Here is an 18,352-nt window from a genome sequence, read left to right on the forward strand (position 1 = left end):
TAAAATCTAATTGTTCGCAAACAAATAGTGGCTGAAAACAAAATGTTAGGTTTGTTTTCAGCCACTTGAGAAGCATGTTAAATTACAATTTATATTTAAATCTAAGGTTTTACGTCTTCAATGGTGCCTTGAGCATTACGTTCAACGTGCATTTGTTGCATTGGAATGTAGCCTAATTTCTTAACTAAAGAGTTTTGTACTTTTTTGGATTGAACATAGTTAATAAATTTAGCAGTATTCGCATTTGGAGAACCTTTGGTATACATATGTTCGTAAGACCAGATTTTCCACTTATTGATTGCAACGTTCTCAGCGGTTGGTTTGACATTGTCTACACTGACAGGTTGAATTTTGTCATTGAAGTAAGAAAAGGCTAGATAACTAATTGCTCCAGGTGTATTGGCAATCATTTTTTGAACTGTACCTGAAGAATCTTGTTCTGGGGCTGTGGCAGCTTTTTGCTTGTTCAAAGCTAAAGCTTCAAAAGTTGCGCGTGTGCCACTTCCTTGAGCCCGATTGATTAATATGATCGTTTGATCTTTACCACCAACATCTTTCCAGTTGGTTACTTTCTTAGTAAAGATATCTATCAACTGTTGGTGTGTTAAGTTTGTGACACCAGCTTCTTTATTGGCAACTGGCGCGATGCCGACAACTGCAACCTTATGGTCCACCAATTGTTTGGCGTTTACACCGTCTTTTTCCTCAGCAAAAATATCACTATTACCAATGGTTGCATTACCTTGAGCCACCTGACTCAATCCGGTCCCAGAACCGCCCCCTTGGACGTTGATTTGAAGTCCGGAGTGGTTATCTGCAAATTCACGACCAGTTTGTTCTGCAAGCGGCTGTAAAGCGGTTGATCCAACGGCAGTAATTTCATTTTTATCAGCAGATTTTGCCTGACTTTGTCCGCTGGCAGATTTGGAACCACACCCCGTTAAAGTAACAACACCGATTAATGTGATGATTGGCAGTAGTAAACGTTTATTCATTATTGAACTCCCTTTCTTATTACTGTATTAAGTTTATGAAAGTAGTGTAAATAAACGTTACACTGAGTGTAAAAATAATGTATCAATCATGTAAAGACATGTAAAAATTAATTGCCCTAAAAAGCATAACGTGCTAGTATTTTGAGTAAAGATGAATACGAAGGGGAGCTACGGCTGAGAGGAAAGGTAAAACTTTCGACCCTTAGACCTGATATGGGTAATGCCATCGTAGGAATATCAAAGACCTAAGATGACTTTAGGTCTTTTTATTTGTCTAAAAATGGGGGTTTTCATAATGAATGCAAGTGTAGCAATTCAAGTTTTACCAATGGGTCAAGCGACCAAGGACGTATTAGCGGTGGTCGATCAAGTCGTCAAATATATTCAGGAACAAGGACTGCACTATGAAGTTAGTGCTTTTGAAACGACGCTTGAGGGTGATTACGACCAATTGATGAAAGTCGTTACGGCTGTTCCTAAAATTGCTGCTGAAGCTGGTGCTGATTCAGTCATGACTTATGTAAAAATTAACTATCAAAGTAAAGGTGATGCGTTAACGATTGATGAAAAGACTCACAAATACCAACATTAAACTTTTACCATTTTATGTTGTGTGCTTAGTGCTTTTAGTTTGGTATGTTGTAACCGCCACCGGACTGATTCCAAAATTTCTGATGCCTGGGCCAATCGACGTTGTACAGGCATTTATCGAAGACTTTGGTTTACTAATGACCAATATGTGGACGACAGTGGTGGAAGCTTTTTGGGGCTTGTTGTTAGGTGTGATTTTAGGCTTATTGATTGCTATTGCTATGGATGGTATTAATTGGCTGTATCGTGCCATCTATCCGTTACTGGTTTTGAGTCAAACGATTCCCACCTACGCAATTGCACCAATCTTGATTTTATGGTTTGGTTATGGCATTTTACCAAAAGTTTTACTGATCATCGTGACCACGTTTTTTCCAGTAGCTGTTGAAACCTTAACTGGACTACGCAGCGCTGACGACGATCTGATTCGTTTGATGCATACAATGGGGGCAAAACGTTTACAAATTTTACGTTACGTTAAATTACCAGCAAGTCTAAACCATTTTTTCGCCAGTTTACGTATTTCAGTTTCTTATTCGATTATTGGGGCAGTCATTGCAGAATGGGTCGGTGGCGATAGTGGTTTAGGTGTTTACATGACTCGGGTGATGAAAACCTACGCTTATGACAAAATGTTTGCTGTGATTGTTTTAATTTCACTAGTCAGTTTAATCTTAATTGGCTTAGTGGATGTGTTACAAAAATTAATGATGCCATGGACACGGAGGCGCGCCAACAAATGAAGAAATTAGGACGAGTTTTGATTTTATTTTTTGCTTTAATTTTGGTATTGACCGGTTGTGCGCAAAGTCAGCGATCGGCTGATGAGAAGCTAACTCAAATTACGTTAGCTTTAGATTACACGCCTAATACAAATCACACGGGGCTGTATGTAGCACAAAGCAAGGGGTATTTTAAAAAATATGGTTTGAAAGTTAAGTTTATTCAGCCGCCTCAAAATGGACCAGAAGGTTTGATTGGAGCGGGAAAAGCTCAATTTGGGGTTTCCTATCAAGATGTTATGGCTGGTGTGATCACTGGTAAGAATAAACAACCGATTACGGCTATAGCTGCCCTCGTTCAACATAATACTTCCGGTATTATGTCACGTAAAGCAGATAACATCACCCGGCCAAAAGATATGACCAACAAACGATACGCAACATGGGGACTACCGATTGAACAAGCCATTATTAAAGAAGTTGTTGATCAAGATGGCGGCAACTATAAAAAGATTAAATTGGTCCCAAGTAATTTTAATGACGAGGTCGCAGGCTTAAAAAGCAAAAAAATTGATTCAATTTGGGTTTATGAAGGTTGGGCCGTTCAAAATGCCAAAATACAAAACTATCCGGTCAACTACTTTGCCTTTCGCGATGTCAATCCAACGTTTGACTATTACACCCCTGTACTTGTTGGCAATAATACTTATATGAAGCAGCATCCGCAAGTTACACGCAAGTTGGTTAGGGCTGTGAGTCAAGGTTATGCGTACGCTGCAAAACATCCTCAAGCCAGTGCTGATATTTTGAAGGCAGCCAATCCTGAACTTAAAAAAGGTAAGAGTGGGGCGCTCGTTGATGCGTCACAACAATATCTTTCAAAACAATATATTGCTGATGCAAAACAATTTGGTTATATTGATGCCGGTCGTTGGAATAAATTCTATACTTGGTTAAATGAACATAAATTAGTTAAAGGGCAACTGACTAAAAATCAAGGATTCACAAATAAATATCTACCAAAGGAAAAGTAGCATGCTATTAGAAGTCCGAGATATTAACAAGTCTTTTGATCAACAGCCGATTATTCAAAATATTGATTTACATGTGGCTACTGGTGAGATTGTCAGCTTACTGGGGGTATCTGGTTCTGGCAAGACCACGTTATTTAATATCATTGCTGGACTCAGCAAGCCTGACCAGGGTCAAGTATTACTGAATGGTCACAATAATGTGCTTAAACCAGGAAATGTAAGTTATATGCTGCAAAAGGACCTATTGATGCCCTATCGAACAGTGTTAGATAATGTTATTTTACCTTTATTGCTGCGAAAAGTACCTAAAAAGACAGCTCGACAAAAAGCATTGGCGCTATTTAAGGAATTTGGTATCGCTGGTTATGAACATGAATATCCGCAAGAATTATCAGGTGGCATGCGTCAAAGAGCGGCACTATTAAGGACTTATCTGTTTGATAAACCGTTAACCCTTTTGGATGAACCTTTTTCGGCATTAGATGAATTGACGAAACGGACGATGCATCAATGGTATATAGATATGATGCACAAACTACACTTGTCAACATTGCTGATTACCCATGATATTGATGAAGCACTGGTCTTGTCTAATCGTGTCTATGTAATTGCGGGTAGACCCAGTCAAATCGTAGATGAATTGCGTTTAAATCCAACTCGAGATGCATCAGTAGCTTTTGAGCTGACGCCGGACTTTTTAACATATAAACGACGGATCATTACTGATTTAGGTGTATAAAAAATAGTCAAGTAAGAAATTAGTTTTAGCTAATGATTAAATATATTAAAATAAACAGAGATCAACACAAAACTGATGTGACCTCCAGAAGTTAGATTTCTGTTCTAATTTTGTGGAGTGAAATAAACAATTGTTTTGTATCTGATCTCTGTTTTAAATTGTTATGAAGTTGTTTTAAAATTTTACAAAATTATTCGGGTGTGGGTGTAATAAGGACGCCCCCTTTTGGATATAAGCAGACATTTCGGCTTTAGGAACCAATTGGCCACCTGTTGCCCAAATGATATGGGTTGCTTGACTTAATTCAAAGGGTTGATCTAAATGCTGTAATACGTAAGCTAGACCAGTAAAACCAGCGGCAGCAGAGGGTTCTAACAGGATATTTTCACTTGCTGCTAATAAGTATAAATAACGAAATAAATCATCGTCATCGAAGGTGACACTGCCGTAAAGCATATATTTAACGGCTTTTTCGGCCAGATTGGATGGTCTAGCGACGGCAAGACCATCAGCAGCTGTATGGCCATCTAAACCGAGATCATATACGGATATATCATGATTTTTTTTAGTGATCATGCCCAATGTTACGGATGGGACATGAGTGGGTTCAACGAAAATGGGGTAGACATTAGCACCTAACAAAGTTTTAAGGCCAAAGGTGACCCCAGCCGGGCTACCGCCGACACCAGCTGGAAGATAGACGAATAAGGGGTGTTTTTGATCGACCGTTATTTGGTATTGTTTTAATTGTGTTTGTAGATGATAGGCAGCAGTTGCATAACCTAAAAAGAGATCTTGTGAATTTTCATCATCGATAAAATATGTGTTTGCTTGTGTAGTTGCTTTTTCTCTGGCACTAGCAAGGGCATCAGAAAAATCGCTATCATGTTCAACCACATGAACACCATATTCTTTTAAACGATCCTTTTTCCAAGCTTTGGCATCATGTGATAGATGAACTGTGACTTTAAAGCCCAATTTACGACCAATGATGCCAATGCTTAAACCAAGATTACCCGTTGAACCAACGACAATTTCAAAGTGACTAAATAACTCATAAAAATCAGTCGAACCCAAAATATTATAATTGTCTTCAAAAGTCATATTTGAATAGGTACGGGCAATTGTTTCAGCCAATTTTAAAGCGGCGTAAATGCCACCTCTGGCTTTAATGGAACCGGCAATAGGTAGTTGATGATCCGCTTTCAAGAAAATACGGCCTGGGATTTTGTGATGCCAAAATTGTTCAAGCTGTCCAGATAAGGTGTTTAATTTGATAAGTGGGGATTCAATAGCACCCTGATTATTGTAAGTTTCTGGAAAGGCCGATTCAATATAAGGCTGGAAACGAATGAGGCGAAAAACGGCATCTAAAACATCAGCCTGTGAAAAAAAGGGGGCTTGGTTCGTTTGCTCAAAGTCAGGGTTTTGCCAAAATAAAGGCTGATATGCGGCCATCTTTCTTAAAATTGGATATTTTTGGATTAAATCAGTTTTATTGGTCATAAATTCCCCTCCAAAGAAAAACTCATTAATATTTTAACCTAAAATTAACGGTCTTGCTAAATTCTTGGCAAATTTTAACAAAGGTTTTGATGCCAGTGCTAATTTAAATATAAAAATAGAAGTAGCTAGGACAACCAAACTAGCTGTCCACTACTTCTTATTACAATGGCATAAAAAAGCATTTAAAAATCAATCTTTATGAGCTGTGGTTACATGATCATTCAGTAATTTACTATGGTGATGGCCATAAATTAAATAGACTAGCAATCCGGCCAAGAACCAAAAGCCAAAAACGATCCAGGTGATGGCTCTTAATTTGAGCATCAGACCAATACAAAGGATAAAGGACAAGATTGGAATGAAAGGATAAAGTGGGACTTTATAGGCAGTTGGCAAGTCCTTGACCTGTGGATTTTTGCGCAAGAAGATCACACCGATCGATACCATCGCGAAAGCAAATAGCGTGCCAATATTGACGAGTTCGGTAATGACATCTAGTGGAATGAACATCGCCAAAAAACTAGCAATAACTGCAAAAATCCAAGTATTCGTAATGGGGACATGTGTCTTGGGATTGACTTTAGCAAAGGCTTTAGGCAATAGACCATCTCGACTGATTGCAAAAAGCAATCGTGTGCCACCGTAAGACATGACCAAAAGTACGGTGGTCATACCGACAACGGCACCCAAAGAAACAATCCCGGCGACCCAATTCTGATGAATCACCTGAAGTACGAATGCAACTGGATCGCCAACATTAAGGCGACTATAGTGCACAACGCCAACAATGACAAAGGAAACTAATGAGTATAGCAATGAAGCAATTAATAAAGAAGAAACGATACCAATTGGCATTGTTCGTTGCGGCTCTTTTACTTCCTCTGAGGCAGTAGAAACAGCATCAAAACCAATATAAGCGTAGAACGCTAAGGAAGCGCCTGAGAAGATACCTGTTGCACCAAAAGGCATAAAAGGATGGTAATTTTTTGGCTTGATATAGAAAACGGCAACGACAACAAATAAAATAATAACGGCTACTTTGACGAAAACCATGATCGTATTGACGCGAGTAGACTCACGCAGACCACCCGCTAATAAAAAGCCGATTAATAAAACGACTAAACCTGCAACCAGATTGATCCCGAAACCTTGGTGACCCGCCGTTCCAGTGGCTGCTCTCAAAATTTCGGGCAAGTGGAGGCCAATACTGTCTAATATGTTTTGAAAATAAGCAGACCAACTAACGGCTACAGATGAAACTGCAAAAAGATATTCGGAAATTAATGCCCAGCCGACTACCCAAGCGGGTAATTCACCAAAAACGATATAGACATAGGTGTAAGCACTACCTGAAAGTGGTATAGTAGATGAAAATTCTGAATAGCATAGAGCAGCTAAAGCACAAACCAGCGCGGCAACAATGTAAGATAGGATCACACTGGGCCCAGCATAGCTAGCTGCAATAATACCAGGTGTAATGAATATACCAGCACCAACTACTGCACCAACGCCCATTGCAGTTAGACCAACGGGACCAATTGTCCGCTCAAGCGGGCTATTGCGAATGAGATCAAGGTCAATGGATCGTTTCTGTAACATACTTCTAAAACCCAAAAAAAAACCTCCAATGTAAAGGTTAAGTATAAATTAGTTAAATATGAATAATTAATGAGAACATACTGTAAAATAATAAAGTAAAGTACGTTTAACGTCAAGCAAAAATCGCTCGAACACCTATTAAAGTGGAGGTCATAAACATGATAACAATTGCAGTCGCCGGTGGTAATCATACAGAAATTATCGACCTATTACAACAAATGAGTCAAACCAATGACTTAATTGCTGAGATATTTGATACTGGGCAATTTTTAGCGTCTGAATCAGCCACATGTCATTACCATCGGGCGGATTCCTTGAAAGCGGCTGTAGCCCAATGTGTGGCTTTTGTTGCTGAAGGTGAGGCTGATATTCTCTTTAAGGGTATTGTTCAGACACATACACTTTTACATGCTGTTTTGCAGTATCCTAAGCAGATGCTACAACGCTCGATTCTGTCGCATGTCGCTCAATTGAGCTTTCCTGAAGGTCGGCAGCTTCTACTGTCAGATGCTGGCATGAACATTGCACCAAATTTAGATCAATACATAGCCATTATCGAAAACACGCGGGCAACAGCTTTAAACATTGGTATTCAACGACCTAAGATTGCACTATTGAGTGCGGCTGAGAATTTTAATCCTAAAATGCCGTCCTCAGTTTTAGCACATGAAGCTACGCAACAATTTGCTGCCGATCCAACGGCAACAGTTTTTGGACCAATTTCTTTAGATCTGGCACTTTCAAAATCGGCGGTGGCAAAAAAACAATTTTCAGGGCCAATCGTTGGAGATGCTGATGCAATTGTGGTGCCTAACATTGACACTGGTAATGCATTATATAAAGCACTGATGTTATTTACGGATATTCAAACCGGTGGTGTGATTGTGGGCGCACGTGTACCAATTGTTTTAACATCGCGCTCAGATCGGATTGAAAGTAAAAGGGCGTCATTAAAATTTGCTTTGAACACGTTAAATCATAAACGATAATTTAATTGAATCGAGGAATACATAAAAATGGCAAATAATTATGTTTTGGTAATCAATCCTGGATCGACAACGACTAAGATCAGTATTTATCAAAATGAAACGGAACTTGCTTTTGAGGAATTGCGTCATGAAGCCCAAGAGCTTGCTCAATTTTCGCGGCTGGCTGATCAACTTGATTTTCGTTATGGTATTATCACGAAATTTTTGCAGCAAAAAAATTTTAGTGGCTCAGATTTTATTGCCGTTGTCGGTCGCGGCGGCTTGCTGCGGCCAATCACAGGTGGCACTTATCGAGTTTCTTCTGCGATGATCATTGATTTAACCAGCGGTCGTTATGGCGTGCACGCTTCGAATTTGGGTGGACTGTTAGCCGATAAGTTTGCGGCAGCATTACATATTCCTGCTTATATTGTTGATTCCGTTGTTACCGATGAATTTCAACCAGTTGCTTATATTTCTGGAAATGCGGCTATTCCAAGACGAAGTGTTTTTCATGCCTTAAATCAAAAGGCTGCAGCACGTGCAGTAGCGGCCGAACAAGGTTGGCAGTATGACGAAAAAAACTTGATTGTTGTTCATATGGGTGGCGGCGTCACGGTTGGTGCGCACCAACATGGTCGTGTTGTGGATGCAACTAATGGTTTAGATGGCGAGGGCCCATTTGGACCGAACCGAACAGGTGCGTTGCCTGGATTGACCACGCTACAATATGTAAGTGATCAAAAACTGAACTATGCCGATGAAGTGTCACTTTTTGTCGGTGAAAAAGCAGGTCTGATGTCTTATTTTGGAACTCAAAACTTAGACGAGATTATGGCCAAAGTAAAGTCCGGCAATGCTTTTGCCAAGTTAGTTTTTAAAGCACTAGCTTATCAAATTGCTAAAGAAATCGGCGTTTTTGCAACTGTCTTAACTGGTCAAGTGGATGGTATTGTCTTAACTGGTGGTATGGCATTCAATGACCAGCTAGTGGCTTTGATCAAACAAAGGACGGCTTGGATCGCACCGATTTTTGTCCACCCAGGTCAAAGTGAAATGGCCGCTTTAAATCACGGGGTACAGCTGGTACTAGCCGGTCAAGCGAAAGCTAAGGATTATTTAACTGAAAGTCAAAAAGTAGCACAAAAGCAGGCTAAATATCTCTGATAAATACAAAAAACTCGGTCTATCGAATCGTTGAGTGAATACTCAAATGTCGATAGACCGAGTTTTTTAATGATTAGCCAAAGCGTTGATGTTCCTCAAATTGCAAGTGCTGATTTAACTGACTTTTAAAACCGGCGATTTCCGAAACAACATACAGTGGCCGTCGTCGTGATTGCACGAAAATCCGACCTAAATAATTTCCCATGATCCCGATGGTTAGTAAGATCAAACCACCAATCAATGTGGTGCTTGCCAGGATTTCCAGACTCACTGAGAATTGACCAATCATGCCTGTCAATAAACTAACAAGGCCGATAAGAACCAACAGTGTGCCAATCCAGGAAGCAAGCTTTAAAGGAACCATTGAATGTGATGTTAGGATGATTTCATGGATACGGTTTGGTAGAATCTAACTACTAAGAACAGGACGTGTCCAAAATGACCAAAAAGAGAAAAACATTTGATGAAGATTTCAAGAAGATGATCCTTGACCTCAACCAATCTGGTCACTCGATCGATTCGTTAGCCGAGGAATATGGTATCGCTACGCAAACAATCTACCGCTGGAAAAAGCTTTATACCAAAAACGAAAAAAATGGAGTATCCGAAGCAGAAATTTTAGCTATGAAGAAAGAGATGGCTCGTATGAAGGAGGAAAATGCCATCTTAAAAAAAGCCTTGACCATATTCGCTCAAAAGTAGAATCAACTATCGTCTTCGAATATATCCAATCAAATGTCAAAAATCATGATATCAAGCAAATGTGTGCTGCTCTATCAGTGCCAAGGTCTAGTTATTACCAATGGCTTAAAAAACGGCCCTCTAAACGTGAAATTGAGAATGAACGTCTTTGTCGATTGATCTCAGGGATCTATTTTGAGAATAAGGGTATTTATGGTGCTCCTAAGATTCATTACCTTCTCATCAGTCGAGGTGAGCATATTTCCTTGAAGCGAGTTCAAAAACTCATGAAAACGTTGGGCCTACGGGCCATCACTGTTAAGAAGTATCAACCGAGTCGATTTTCAAAGCCAATAACCGAAGGCCGAAAAAATTTATTGAACCAGGACTTTACAACAACGACTATCAATCAAAAATGGGCAACCGATATCACTTATATTCACACTCGAAAAGACGGTTGGACTTATTTATCTACGATCCAAGACCTCCACACTAAAAAGATCATTGGCTGGAAATATGGCAAACAAATGACCGTAAAACTTGTTCTTGACACACTTGAACATGCTCTATTGAATAATGTGCCGACCAAGGATTTGATCATCCACTCAGATCTTGGCGCTCAGTACACTAGTGCTGCCTATGAATCCAGATTACAAGAACTAAATATTCAGCATTCTTTCAGCCGAAAGGGCTGCCCTTATGACAACGCCGGTATTGAATCATTTCACGCCTCAGTCAAAAAGAGGAAGTCTATCCTGCAAAGCTGTACGAAGATTTTGAAGTAGCCCATCGGGCTATCTTCCAATATATTGAAGGTTTTTATAATCGTAATCGGATCCACAGCAGTATCGATTATTTAACTCCAGAACAAATGGAGAATTTAGCTAAGCGAGCCTAAATAACCATTATTTTTTGACGCATATTCCATAACGGGCTTCTTCATCACTTCGATCAGATGTCAAACGGTGTGGGTTTGATATTCGATCGAAGTGATGAAATAATCGCCCATCGGAATATCGAAAAAAATCTCTCAAATCGTGTCCAAGATATTGACTCAAATCCACTATGACTATTTGCGCAATATAAAGTTAGAGAAATCAAGTTTAAATAAAAAACAGACACTACAAACGAATAGTGGTAGTTTTCGAACCTTATTGGTCAAGGTGCCGCGCAGTAATCCAGACCCGCTTTATTCCGGTAAATATGTATTGATCTTGCAAAACATTGATAGCGAACTGCAATCAATCAATGTCTTTCGTAAGTCATTAATTTTAACAGTCGTATTTTTATGGTTATTAGCGGTCATTTTTAGTTTTATCTTAACAGTGTGGGCAATGCGGCCAATTAATCGATCTTGGCAGCGGCAACGAGAATTCACGGCCGATGCTGCTCATGAACTTCGGGCACCGCTAGCAGTGATTCAAAGTCAGCAAGAATACTTATTGATACAACCAAATAAGCAAGTGATCGATGTTGCAGATGAGATTGCTAAGAGTTTGACCGAAATTTCACGACTGCAAACACTGACAAATGATTTATTGTTGCTTGCTCGAACGGATGCGGCCCAATTGAATTTAAATTTGACGTTAGTTAAAAATATGAACTGGCTTCAAGAAATTGCCAAAAGTCAAAAAAAATCGCTTGTCTATCAAATTGATAAACAAGCGACCTTAAAAATTGATATGCAACGCTTAAAACAAGTGTGTGTTATCTTACTCAGTAATGCATTACAGTATACTTCGTCAGGTGATAGTATCTGGATTAATGCTAAGGAAAATGAAAAGTATTTACAGATTGAGATAGGTAATACTGGCATGCCACTTGCAGCGTCTGACCGACCACATATTTTTGAACGTTTTTATCGGGGAGATACGGCCAGGAATAAATACTCTGGTGGCAACGGCTTAGGATTAACAATTGCCCAGTGGATCGTTAATCAGCACCATGGCAAGATCCGGGTTGAAGACGCCCATCCCAAAGGTGTTAAATTCATAGTCACTTTACCATTGGCTCATGCTTGATCAGCAGCGTTATCAGCAATTAATTCACCAGCATGGGGACCAGGATCCAACACATAGATTTTCTCTACGGTAATGACAGCAGCCGCTTTGGCTGCCGGTAAGTTGTTAGCTTGAGCATAGGCCTGAGCCTGTTCAAAATACACTCCGGATGTAAAGAGTTGGGCCGGCCCTGCAAAGCGAAAACCTTTCAGTTCTTGTTTATTTGCAACCGCGACGATGGCCTTGCCATTATCAGCGATATTGTGCATTGTCTGCCGACCGGTCATTTCATTATAAATCAGATGATTATCGTCTAAAACACGCATGGTTTCCTTAGGGCCAACATCTGGATTACCATTTTCGTCAACGGTAGCGATGTATGCTAAATTATTTACGATCATAGATTTCATTTCGGTTGTTAATTGGATCATGAGTAGATACCCCCTTAAGATATAGAGAATTCTAGCTTATTTATGCTGAATGTCAATCAAAAAGTCTTATCTAATTTGATTTGCGTAATTTATAATTTTAGGACTATAAAAAAATAACATAATAAATATTAAACAAGAGATAAAAATTAATTTTTAATTAAATAAGACTTTAGTCTGAAGTAATTGAAAACATTTTCATATATACTTACTTAGTAACGTGAAAAAATTTACAAATAAGAAAGGAGGGAATTATACATGAAATTTCGAGTGCAATTAAATACTGAAACACAAGTCTTCACAGTGATTAGTCGTGATAATGAAGCTGTGGTCGGACATGGCGACACGATTCAAGATGCGATTCGTGATGCTTTAACCGTTCATGATACCGATCAAGTGGCTTAGAAAGGACATACTTGTGATTTCTAACGACAGTTAAAAAAGACCTGTACCGAAATATGGTATAGGTCTTTTTTTGTGGGTCTAGCAATCTAATTTGTATTGGAAAGCGCGAGCAATTCATCAAGTACTTGACCAGGTGTTTTATGTAATGTAGTCGCAACAGCTTTTAAAATTTTAACACTTAGTGTGTCGAGTGATGTGGCTTTTGAAGCACGCTGTAACGTAGATTGATAAATACCGGTTGCTTTGGCGATCTGATAGCGCGTGATCTTTTGTTGTGTTAAATAACGGCTAAAAGTGTTCATAATATCAGCTCCTAAAAAGAATTTGATTCATTAGTGTCATTCATAATTATTAAAAATAATGATAATAAAAAACACCCCTTAGTAGGGATGCCATCAAACTAACCAGCCGAATTTTTTAAATTCCCCGAGGCTCACTCGAGGCTCACTACTTTTGTTAATCAATGTGAATCAGTGAAATTCTAAAAACTTAAAATGCTGATTTAGCGCGATTTTTGCGAACGGATCTGAACCAATGTATTTAAGATTGGGTAAGTAGGGCTCGAACCTACAAATTGCGGATTCAGAGTCCGCTGCCTTACCGATTTGGCGATTACCCATTAAGTAACAAATCAACTTTATCAGTATAAGAAAAATCCCAAAATTTGTCAATTTAAATTTTGGGATTTTTGTTTAATAATGATTAATTTTTTCAAAAACAAAATCCAGCTTTCCGTTGGGTAAGACATAGACAACAAGTTTTGTATTGCGAAGATCATAAGTTTGGTAATGTATCGCATAGATCTCATCTTGGTGAGGTGCATAGATGTCTTTTTGATTGATTTCCAAACCAGGGTTCTTAAACAAATCCATGATTGTCATCTGCTTTCTATAAAGTTAAGTGGACATTTTGTTAGTTGTACTTGGATTCAAAAGACGGTGCATGTCTTTCTCAAAACCAGCTGCGAGTTGATGATCCGAAACTGGAAAGTTTTGAGCAATTGCTTGCAATTTTTGTGTGACTGCTTGGTCATCATGTAAAAGCGTTGGGCCAATTTCCTTGACTTCAGTCAGAACATCATTGACCAGCTTGTGCTCGTCTTGGATGCCACTGATAAAATTGACAAAATACAAAATAGAAATATCCGCCGTTAACAAATCATTTAATTGGGGTGCACTGCGACTCAAATCACGAATGACTTGAAGTAAAGCAACGACGGTATGGAATTGCTGGTGTTGGAATTCATAATTTATCTGCTGATCTAAAATTGCTGCGAGAATGTCATAATCTGACCAAGCACTGACAGTAATATTTTCAGGTAAAAATTCATGATTTATAAACTGAATTAAACCGTAGTTTTCAAGTAACTGCTCACTACGATAAGTACTCATCTTCAACCCTCCAGAAGCAAATTAAAATTAGTCAGTGGGTGACTAGACGAACAAAGGTGATTTGCGACACATTGATCAAATAATGATAATCAGATTGACTGTTAGATGCCAAAATGACATTTGATTTCTGTGGCTGATCAGTTGAATTTAAAGCATCAACGGTAATGTGCTGACCATCAGAAAAAAAGATGGTGATCCGCAAATGATTCGCTAACATCTTTCGGATAGAGCTACTTAAATCCTCCCACAAAGTAAACCCTCCTTTACAAGTTTCAGTATACCAAAATTTATTAAGATCTGATAACGAAAAAGCTATAAAAATTTTCTGTAAATGGTCCAGCAGTGAATAAAGCGCTTAATCATTTGTGAAAAAAATACTTATCGTTTGACATCGATGTCATAGACTTGTAATTTAATTAGTGTTCGTATACATGGAAGGTGATCAAGTGGGTATTATTTTTGCCTTAATTACAGCAGTTTGCTGGGGCAGTATTGGTCTTGTCAGTAACAAAATTGGTGGGACCAACCAAAATCAAATTTTGGGAGAAAGTTACGGCATTTTAGTTTTTGCGTTAGTTATGTTTTTTATCAAACAACCAACGATTGATTTGAAAACAACTTTCGTCGGCCTGGCTTCTGGCTTTTTCTATTGTTATGGTCAGAATCAGCAATTTCGAGGTTTTAATGAAGTTGGTGTTTCAGTGGGGTTGCCACTGTCAACGGCGGCACAGCTGATTATTACAACTTTAGCAGGTGCCTTTATTTTTCATGAGTGGACCACTGGTAAAGATTTCACGTTAGGATTTATTGCTTTGGCAATTTTGATCATCGGTGCGTATTTCACCTCTAAGAAAGAGAAGGGTAACCAAGAGACACTCGACAGCAATCAAAAAAGTAATTTGGTTGGCTATATCGCCATTCTACTTTCGGGTGTGGGTATCTCACTTTATTCAATTACGACCAAAGCCTTTGCTGTGAATGCCTATGCTATTTTGTTACCTCAAGCTATTGGTGCATTGATTGAAGCCTTTGCAGCATCTAGTTCACTTACGCCTAAACAAATGCGTAGCCGATTCACTTATTTCAATGTGGTTGTAGGTATACTATGGGCATTAGGTAATGTGTTCTATCAATTGGCCATTGCTCAAATTGGTTTAGCAATCAGTTTTTCAATGTCACAGATGGGTATCATTATTTCCACGCTCGGCGGTATCTTTATACTGCATGAACACAAGACACGGCGAGAATTGAATTATACGGTCCTTGGGTGTTTGTTAGTTATTGCTGGTGGCGTTTTGTTAGGCATCATGAAGCAGTAATTGGAGGTGTATCCTATGGCAAACGAAAAAAAATTAGATTTATCTGCAGCTCGGACTTTTTTGAAACATCATCGATTGGCTAAAAACAGTATTAATCTAACTTGGGGGATTTTGACTGTGGCGGTACTTTTTGCGGCTGGCACACAAATTATTTATAATTACCAACACGTCCAAGTTTTAAATCAATATTGGTCTGGATTTTTTATCATCATTATTTTAGGTGCCATTTTGAGCAGTGCCTATTTCTTGATTATTGAACAAAGAGATATTGATGGGGTAGCTGATCTATTTACGGTGGCGAATGCTCGGGATGTCATCAGTGCCAGTGACCCAATTGATTCCGTGACGGATCTTGGGACAAAATATCTTGTCAAGTCTCGAAATACGACTTTGACACTGGATAAGAAATATACGGGTATTTCTGTTTCAGAAGATTTTGAGAAATCGTCTTATGAGCAAACAATCATTTACTTTGATAAAAAGAAATTTAAACAGAATTTTTCAGGTAGTGGTATCGATGCTAATATTTTTTTAAAGGCGTTACCAGAAGATTATTATGAGGCGTTGACTAACGTTGATCAACAATTGAGTACGTTGAACTTAACTGAAAAAGATTATACTTCGCTGTTAAATTCTCAGACACAAATATAAAATTTTAGGAGGTCATTTATGAAAGCTCTCGTATTAGAAGATACTCAGAAAATGGTTTTGAAGACGATTGAACGACCGGCGTTATTAGCCAATGAAGTGCAAGTTCAAATGAAATACGTCGGTATCTGCGGCACGGATAAGCATCTTTATAATGGTCAGCCTGGATCAGCTCAGGCAGAGCCACCAGTTGTGTTGGGTCACGAGAATGCGGGTATCATTTCGGCCGTGGGTGATGATGTTCGTGCCGATTTGAAAGTTGGTCAACGCGTCACAATTGATCCTAATATTCCTTGTGGTTATTGCCGCTATTGTCATGAAGGCCGGCCACAACTTTGCTTACATAATTCTGCCATTGGCGTCACTCGAAATGGCGGCATGGCAGAGTATGTTAATGTACCAGCAACGAATATTTATCCCATACCTGATAACTTATCTTTAAAAGCGGCCGCAATGACGGAACCGGTTAGTTGTGTGATGCATGGCATCCATGAATTAAATATACAACCCCATCAATCGGTTTTAATAATTGGAGACGGCTTTGTGGGGCAACTATTCACCAGATATTTTGCACAATTAGGTATGGCGCGTGTCGTTGTTTCTGGTCATAATCCTAAAAAGGTGGAATTACTCCATAAAATTGGTGCCGATGAAGTATTTGACCCAGCTGAGGGAGAACATGGCGCACAATTTGATATTGTGATCGAGTGTGTGGGACTTAAGCAAACCCAAACACAAGCAATCGCATCGGCAGCTAAAGGCGGCCAGGTTTTAATGTTTGGCGTCTCTAACCCAGAAGACATGATCACAATCAATTCATTTGATATTTATGCCAAAGAGCTAACGATCAAAGGTGCTTTTATTAATCCATACGCAATGGGTGACGCAATTACATTATTAGCGAATAAAAAGGTGAACGTTGAAGCCTTGATAACCCATGAGCTGACTTTAGCAGACGTGCCAGATGTGCTTGCGGGCAGGATCGACTACAAAATAACAAAAGCTGTTGTGAAATTATAAGCACAAATAAAAATAGCAGAACCACCTCTGATTAATTTGAGATGGCGCTGCTATTTTTTAGAAGCTTTTGTTTGCGTTTATTCCAAAAAGTTTCTGACATATCACGGTAAAAGATATTTACGTGACAATAAGGGCATTGATTAATACCAAAAGTAATGTTTTTGTGACAGCTAGGACACTTGAATGATTTTTTTTCTTGGTCTTGTTCTGACCCTACTGTTTGTGCCAAAAAATCAGATCCTTATCCTTAAAATAAATGACCTACTCATAATTTTATTACGTTTTGCGGTTATTTCAATATGTGTTTTGATAATTTAATAGTCGGCTGAGTGCGGTTGCCTCAGTACCAATTGTCTCCGCAGTTGCTTGGGGCAAAATAAAAGAGGTTTCCATCTGATGTGGGTCTAAACTTGGGTCTGCTAAAATTATTGAATAAAATACATTTTTGTTAGGTTTCATTGCCTGGCTCATCTGTAAGGTATACTTTTGAATTCGTTTAGGGTCATGTTCCAGAGAAGTCAAAAAATTTGCTAAGACACGATAAGAGTAGTAGACAGTTTCTTCATAAGTCGTCCCTTTGGCATATATTTTAGGAATATTAATAAATTCAATCTGATACCCAGTTTCAGTTTTGGTATTCTTTGCCCCAAAAACATACTTTAATTCATTCGACATATATTTCCCTCCAATTACGTGGGAACGTTAATTAATCATATTTTAATTTTAATGGTTATGCCGCTGGAAAGCAAGTTACATAATTGTAAAATGATGAGAGAATAATGATAAAATTTTATGTTTACAATTTCTCATAAGACTGCTAGAATGTTCTAAGTATTGCGGGTGTAGTTTAGTGGTAAAATCCCAGCTTCCCAAGCTGAAGTCGCGAGTTCGATTCTCGTCACCCGCTTCTAGATATAGCAAGTAATAGCATGATACTTTTCACAGTTGATCAGACGCAAAATAATCTTTTGTGTTTGGTCATTTTTTGTTTTTGATTAATGAATATTTGAAGCCTTTTAAGATGTAAGGGGACAAAAGTGCCATTTTTAGGGGACGTGTGTTGACGAATAACTTTTTTTCATTTAGAATACTAACAATTATACAAATGAGAATAAATTGAATAAGCCAATTTTCAGTGA

Annotated in this window: 21 protein-coding genes, 2 tRNA genes, 1 pseudogene and 1 riboswitch; of the genes and pseudogenes, 13 read left to right on the plus strand and 11 right to left on the minus strand. The window is 38.7% G+C overall.

Annotated features, from left to right (window positions below):
- Positions 1-101 precede the first annotated feature (101 nt).
- Positions 102-995, minus strand: a complete 894-nt coding sequence (locus ACNAN0_RS05470) for a phosphate ABC transporter substrate-binding protein PstS family protein (RefSeq protein ID WP_230914232.1) — start codon at positions 993-995, stop codon at positions 102-104.
- Positions 996-1,146: 151 nt separating this feature from the next.
- Positions 1,147-1,247, plus strand: a riboswitch (TPP riboswitch).
- A 43-nt stretch (positions 1,248-1,290) separates the two neighbouring features.
- On the opposite strand from ACNAN0_RS05470, the gene ACNAN0_RS05475 reads away from it, so the two are divergent.
- Genes ACNAN0_RS05475 through ACNAN0_RS05490 form a run of 4 tightly spaced genes read left to right on the plus strand, consistent with a single transcriptional unit; the run spans position 1,291 to position 4,081 of the window.
- Positions 1,291-1,587: a thiamine-binding protein gene (locus tag ACNAN0_RS05475; RefSeq protein WP_416354095.1), complete on the plus strand. Its 297-nt coding sequence runs from the start codon at positions 1,291-1,293 to the stop codon at positions 1,585-1,587.
- Complete coding sequence (locus tag ACNAN0_RS05480) at positions 1,559-2,329, plus strand: ABC transporter permease (protein ID WP_416354096.1); 771 nt, start codon at positions 1,559-1,561, stop codon at positions 2,327-2,329. The genes ACNAN0_RS05475 and ACNAN0_RS05480 overlap by 29 nt, the downstream gene beginning before the upstream one ends.
- Positions 2,326-3,342: an ABC transporter substrate-binding protein gene (locus tag ACNAN0_RS05485; RefSeq protein ID WP_416354097.1), complete on the plus strand. Its 1,017-nt coding sequence runs from the start codon at positions 2,326-2,328 to the stop codon at positions 3,340-3,342. The genes ACNAN0_RS05480 and ACNAN0_RS05485 overlap by 4 nt, the downstream gene beginning before the upstream one ends.
- A gap of 1 nt (position 3,343) precedes the next feature.
- Positions 3,344-4,081 (plus strand): ABC transporter ATP-binding protein, encoded by a 738-nt coding sequence (locus ACNAN0_RS05490; protein WP_416354098.1) that lies wholly within the window; start codon positions 3,344-3,346, stop codon positions 4,079-4,081.
- Positions 4,082-4,255: 174 nt separating this feature from the next.
- On the opposite strand, the gene ACNAN0_RS05495 is transcribed toward ACNAN0_RS05490, so the two are convergent.
- Together ACNAN0_RS05495 and ACNAN0_RS05500 are read right to left on the minus strand one after the other, a co-directional pair.
- Entirely contained in the window at positions 4,256-5,587 is a 1,332-nt protein-coding gene (locus tag ACNAN0_RS05495; RefSeq protein ID WP_230914227.1) for a D-serine ammonia-lyase, read from the minus strand.
- A 189-nt stretch (positions 5,588-5,776) separates the two neighbouring features.
- The gene (locus tag ACNAN0_RS05500) at positions 5,777-7,186 is read right to left on the minus strand and encodes an APC family permease (RefSeq protein WP_416354176.1); all 1,410 of its coding nucleotides are present in this window, start codon (positions 7,184-7,186) and stop codon (positions 5,777-5,779) included.
- 158 nt (positions 7,187-7,344) lie between these two features.
- On the opposite strand from ACNAN0_RS05500, the gene ACNAN0_RS05505 reads away from it, so the two are divergent.
- Both ACNAN0_RS05505 and buk read left to right on the plus strand, forming a co-directional pair.
- Positions 7,345-8,175 (plus strand): phosphate acyltransferase, encoded by an 831-nt coding sequence (locus ACNAN0_RS05505; protein ID WP_230914226.1) that lies wholly within the window; start codon positions 7,345-7,347, stop codon positions 8,173-8,175.
- A 27-nt stretch (positions 8,176-8,202) separates the two neighbouring features.
- Positions 8,203-9,321 carry a butyrate kinase gene (buk, locus tag ACNAN0_RS05510; protein ID WP_230914225.1) on the plus strand — a complete coding sequence of 373 codons (1,119 nt, stop codon included), beginning with the start codon at positions 8,203-8,205 and terminating at the stop codon, positions 9,319-9,321.
- Between the two features lie 73 nt (positions 9,322-9,394).
- Here the strand turns inward: buk and ACNAN0_RS05515 are convergent, their stop codons facing one another.
- Entirely contained in the window at positions 9,395-9,685 is a 291-nt protein-coding gene (locus ACNAN0_RS05515; protein WP_230914224.1) for a hypothetical protein, read from the minus strand.
- A gap of 74 nt (positions 9,686-9,759) precedes the next feature.
- Here ACNAN0_RS05515 and ACNAN0_RS05520 point away from each other — a divergent pair.
- A pseudogene (locus tag ACNAN0_RS05520) lies at positions 9,760-10,900 on the plus strand (IS3 family transposase).
- A gap of 175 nt (positions 10,901-11,075) precedes the next feature.
- Positions 11,076-12,023: a sensor histidine kinase gene (locus ACNAN0_RS05525; protein ID WP_230914665.1), complete on the plus strand. Its 948-nt coding sequence runs from the start codon at positions 11,076-11,078 to the stop codon at positions 12,021-12,023.
- Here ACNAN0_RS05525 and ACNAN0_RS05530 read toward each other — a convergent pair.
- Complete coding sequence (locus tag ACNAN0_RS05530) at positions 12,014-12,433, minus strand: pyridoxamine 5'-phosphate oxidase family protein (protein WP_416354099.1); 420 nt, start codon at positions 12,431-12,433, stop codon at positions 12,014-12,016. The genes ACNAN0_RS05525 and ACNAN0_RS05530 overlap by 10 nt on opposite strands.
- A gap of 255 nt (positions 12,434-12,688) precedes the next feature.
- On the opposite strand from ACNAN0_RS05530, the gene ACNAN0_RS05535 reads away from it, so the two are divergent.
- Positions 12,689-12,835 carry a hypothetical protein gene (locus ACNAN0_RS05535; RefSeq protein WP_230914667.1) on the plus strand — a complete coding sequence of 49 codons (147 nt, stop codon included), beginning with the start codon at positions 12,689-12,691 and terminating at the stop codon, positions 12,833-12,835.
- Positions 12,836-12,921: 86 nt separating this feature from the next.
- Here ACNAN0_RS05535 and ACNAN0_RS05540 read toward each other — a convergent pair whose 3' ends face one another.
- The 5 genes from ACNAN0_RS05540 to ACNAN0_RS05560 form a co-directional block, all read right to left on the minus strand.
- The gene (locus ACNAN0_RS05540) at positions 12,922-13,137 is read right to left on the minus strand and encodes a helix-turn-helix domain-containing protein (protein ID WP_230914668.1); all 216 of its coding nucleotides are present in this window, start codon (positions 13,135-13,137) and stop codon (positions 12,922-12,924) included.
- A gap of 244 nt (positions 13,138-13,381) precedes the next feature.
- A tRNA-Gln gene (locus ACNAN0_RS05545) sits at positions 13,382-13,454 on the minus strand.
- A gap of 73 nt (positions 13,455-13,527) precedes the next feature.
- A complete protein-coding gene (locus ACNAN0_RS05550) occupies positions 13,528-13,707 on the minus strand; it encodes a hypothetical protein (protein WP_416354100.1) in 180 nt (59 codons plus the stop codon).
- A 24-nt stretch (positions 13,708-13,731) separates the two neighbouring features.
- A complete protein-coding gene (locus ACNAN0_RS05555; protein ID WP_416354101.1) occupies positions 13,732-14,226 on the minus strand; it encodes a hypothetical protein in 495 nt (164 codons plus the stop codon).
- 31 nt (positions 14,227-14,257) lie between these two features.
- Positions 14,258-14,476 (minus strand): hypothetical protein, encoded by a 219-nt coding sequence (locus tag ACNAN0_RS05560; RefSeq protein WP_230914670.1) that lies wholly within the window; start codon positions 14,474-14,476, stop codon positions 14,258-14,260.
- A 181-nt stretch (positions 14,477-14,657) separates the two neighbouring features.
- Between ACNAN0_RS05560 and ACNAN0_RS05565 the strand changes: the two genes are divergently transcribed.
- From ACNAN0_RS05565 to ACNAN0_RS05575, 3 genes are read left to right on the plus strand one after another with little or no spacing between them, the layout of a single operon-like run.
- On the plus strand, positions 14,658-15,545 hold the full coding sequence (locus ACNAN0_RS05565) for a GRP family sugar transporter (RefSeq protein ID WP_230914671.1): 888 nt from the start codon (positions 14,658-14,660) through the stop codon (positions 15,543-15,545).
- A gap of 15 nt (positions 15,546-15,560) precedes the next feature.
- Positions 15,561-16,196, plus strand: coding sequence for a hypothetical protein (locus ACNAN0_RS05570; protein WP_416354102.1), 636 nt, complete (start codon positions 15,561-15,563; stop codon positions 16,194-16,196).
- A gap of 18 nt (positions 16,197-16,214) precedes the next feature.
- Positions 16,215-17,213, plus strand: coding sequence for a zinc-dependent alcohol dehydrogenase family protein (locus ACNAN0_RS05575; protein WP_230914673.1), 999 nt, complete (start codon positions 16,215-16,217; stop codon positions 17,211-17,213).
- Between the two features lie 294 nt (positions 17,214-17,507).
- Here ACNAN0_RS05575 and ACNAN0_RS05580 read toward each other — a convergent pair whose 3' ends face one another.
- Positions 17,508-17,888, minus strand: coding sequence for a hypothetical protein (locus ACNAN0_RS05580; protein ID WP_230914674.1), 381 nt, complete (start codon positions 17,886-17,888; stop codon positions 17,508-17,510).
- 161 nt (positions 17,889-18,049) lie between these two features.
- On the opposite strand from ACNAN0_RS05580, the gene ACNAN0_RS05585 reads away from it, so the two are divergent.
- Positions 18,050-18,120, plus strand: a tRNA-Gly gene (locus ACNAN0_RS05585).
- Positions 18,121-18,352 lie beyond the last annotated feature (232 nt).

This window comes from Agrilactobacillus fermenti (assembly GCF_047943045.1).
GTDB classification, from domain to species: Bacteria; Bacillota; Bacilli; order Lactobacillales; family Lactobacillaceae; genus Agrilactobacillus; species Agrilactobacillus fermenti.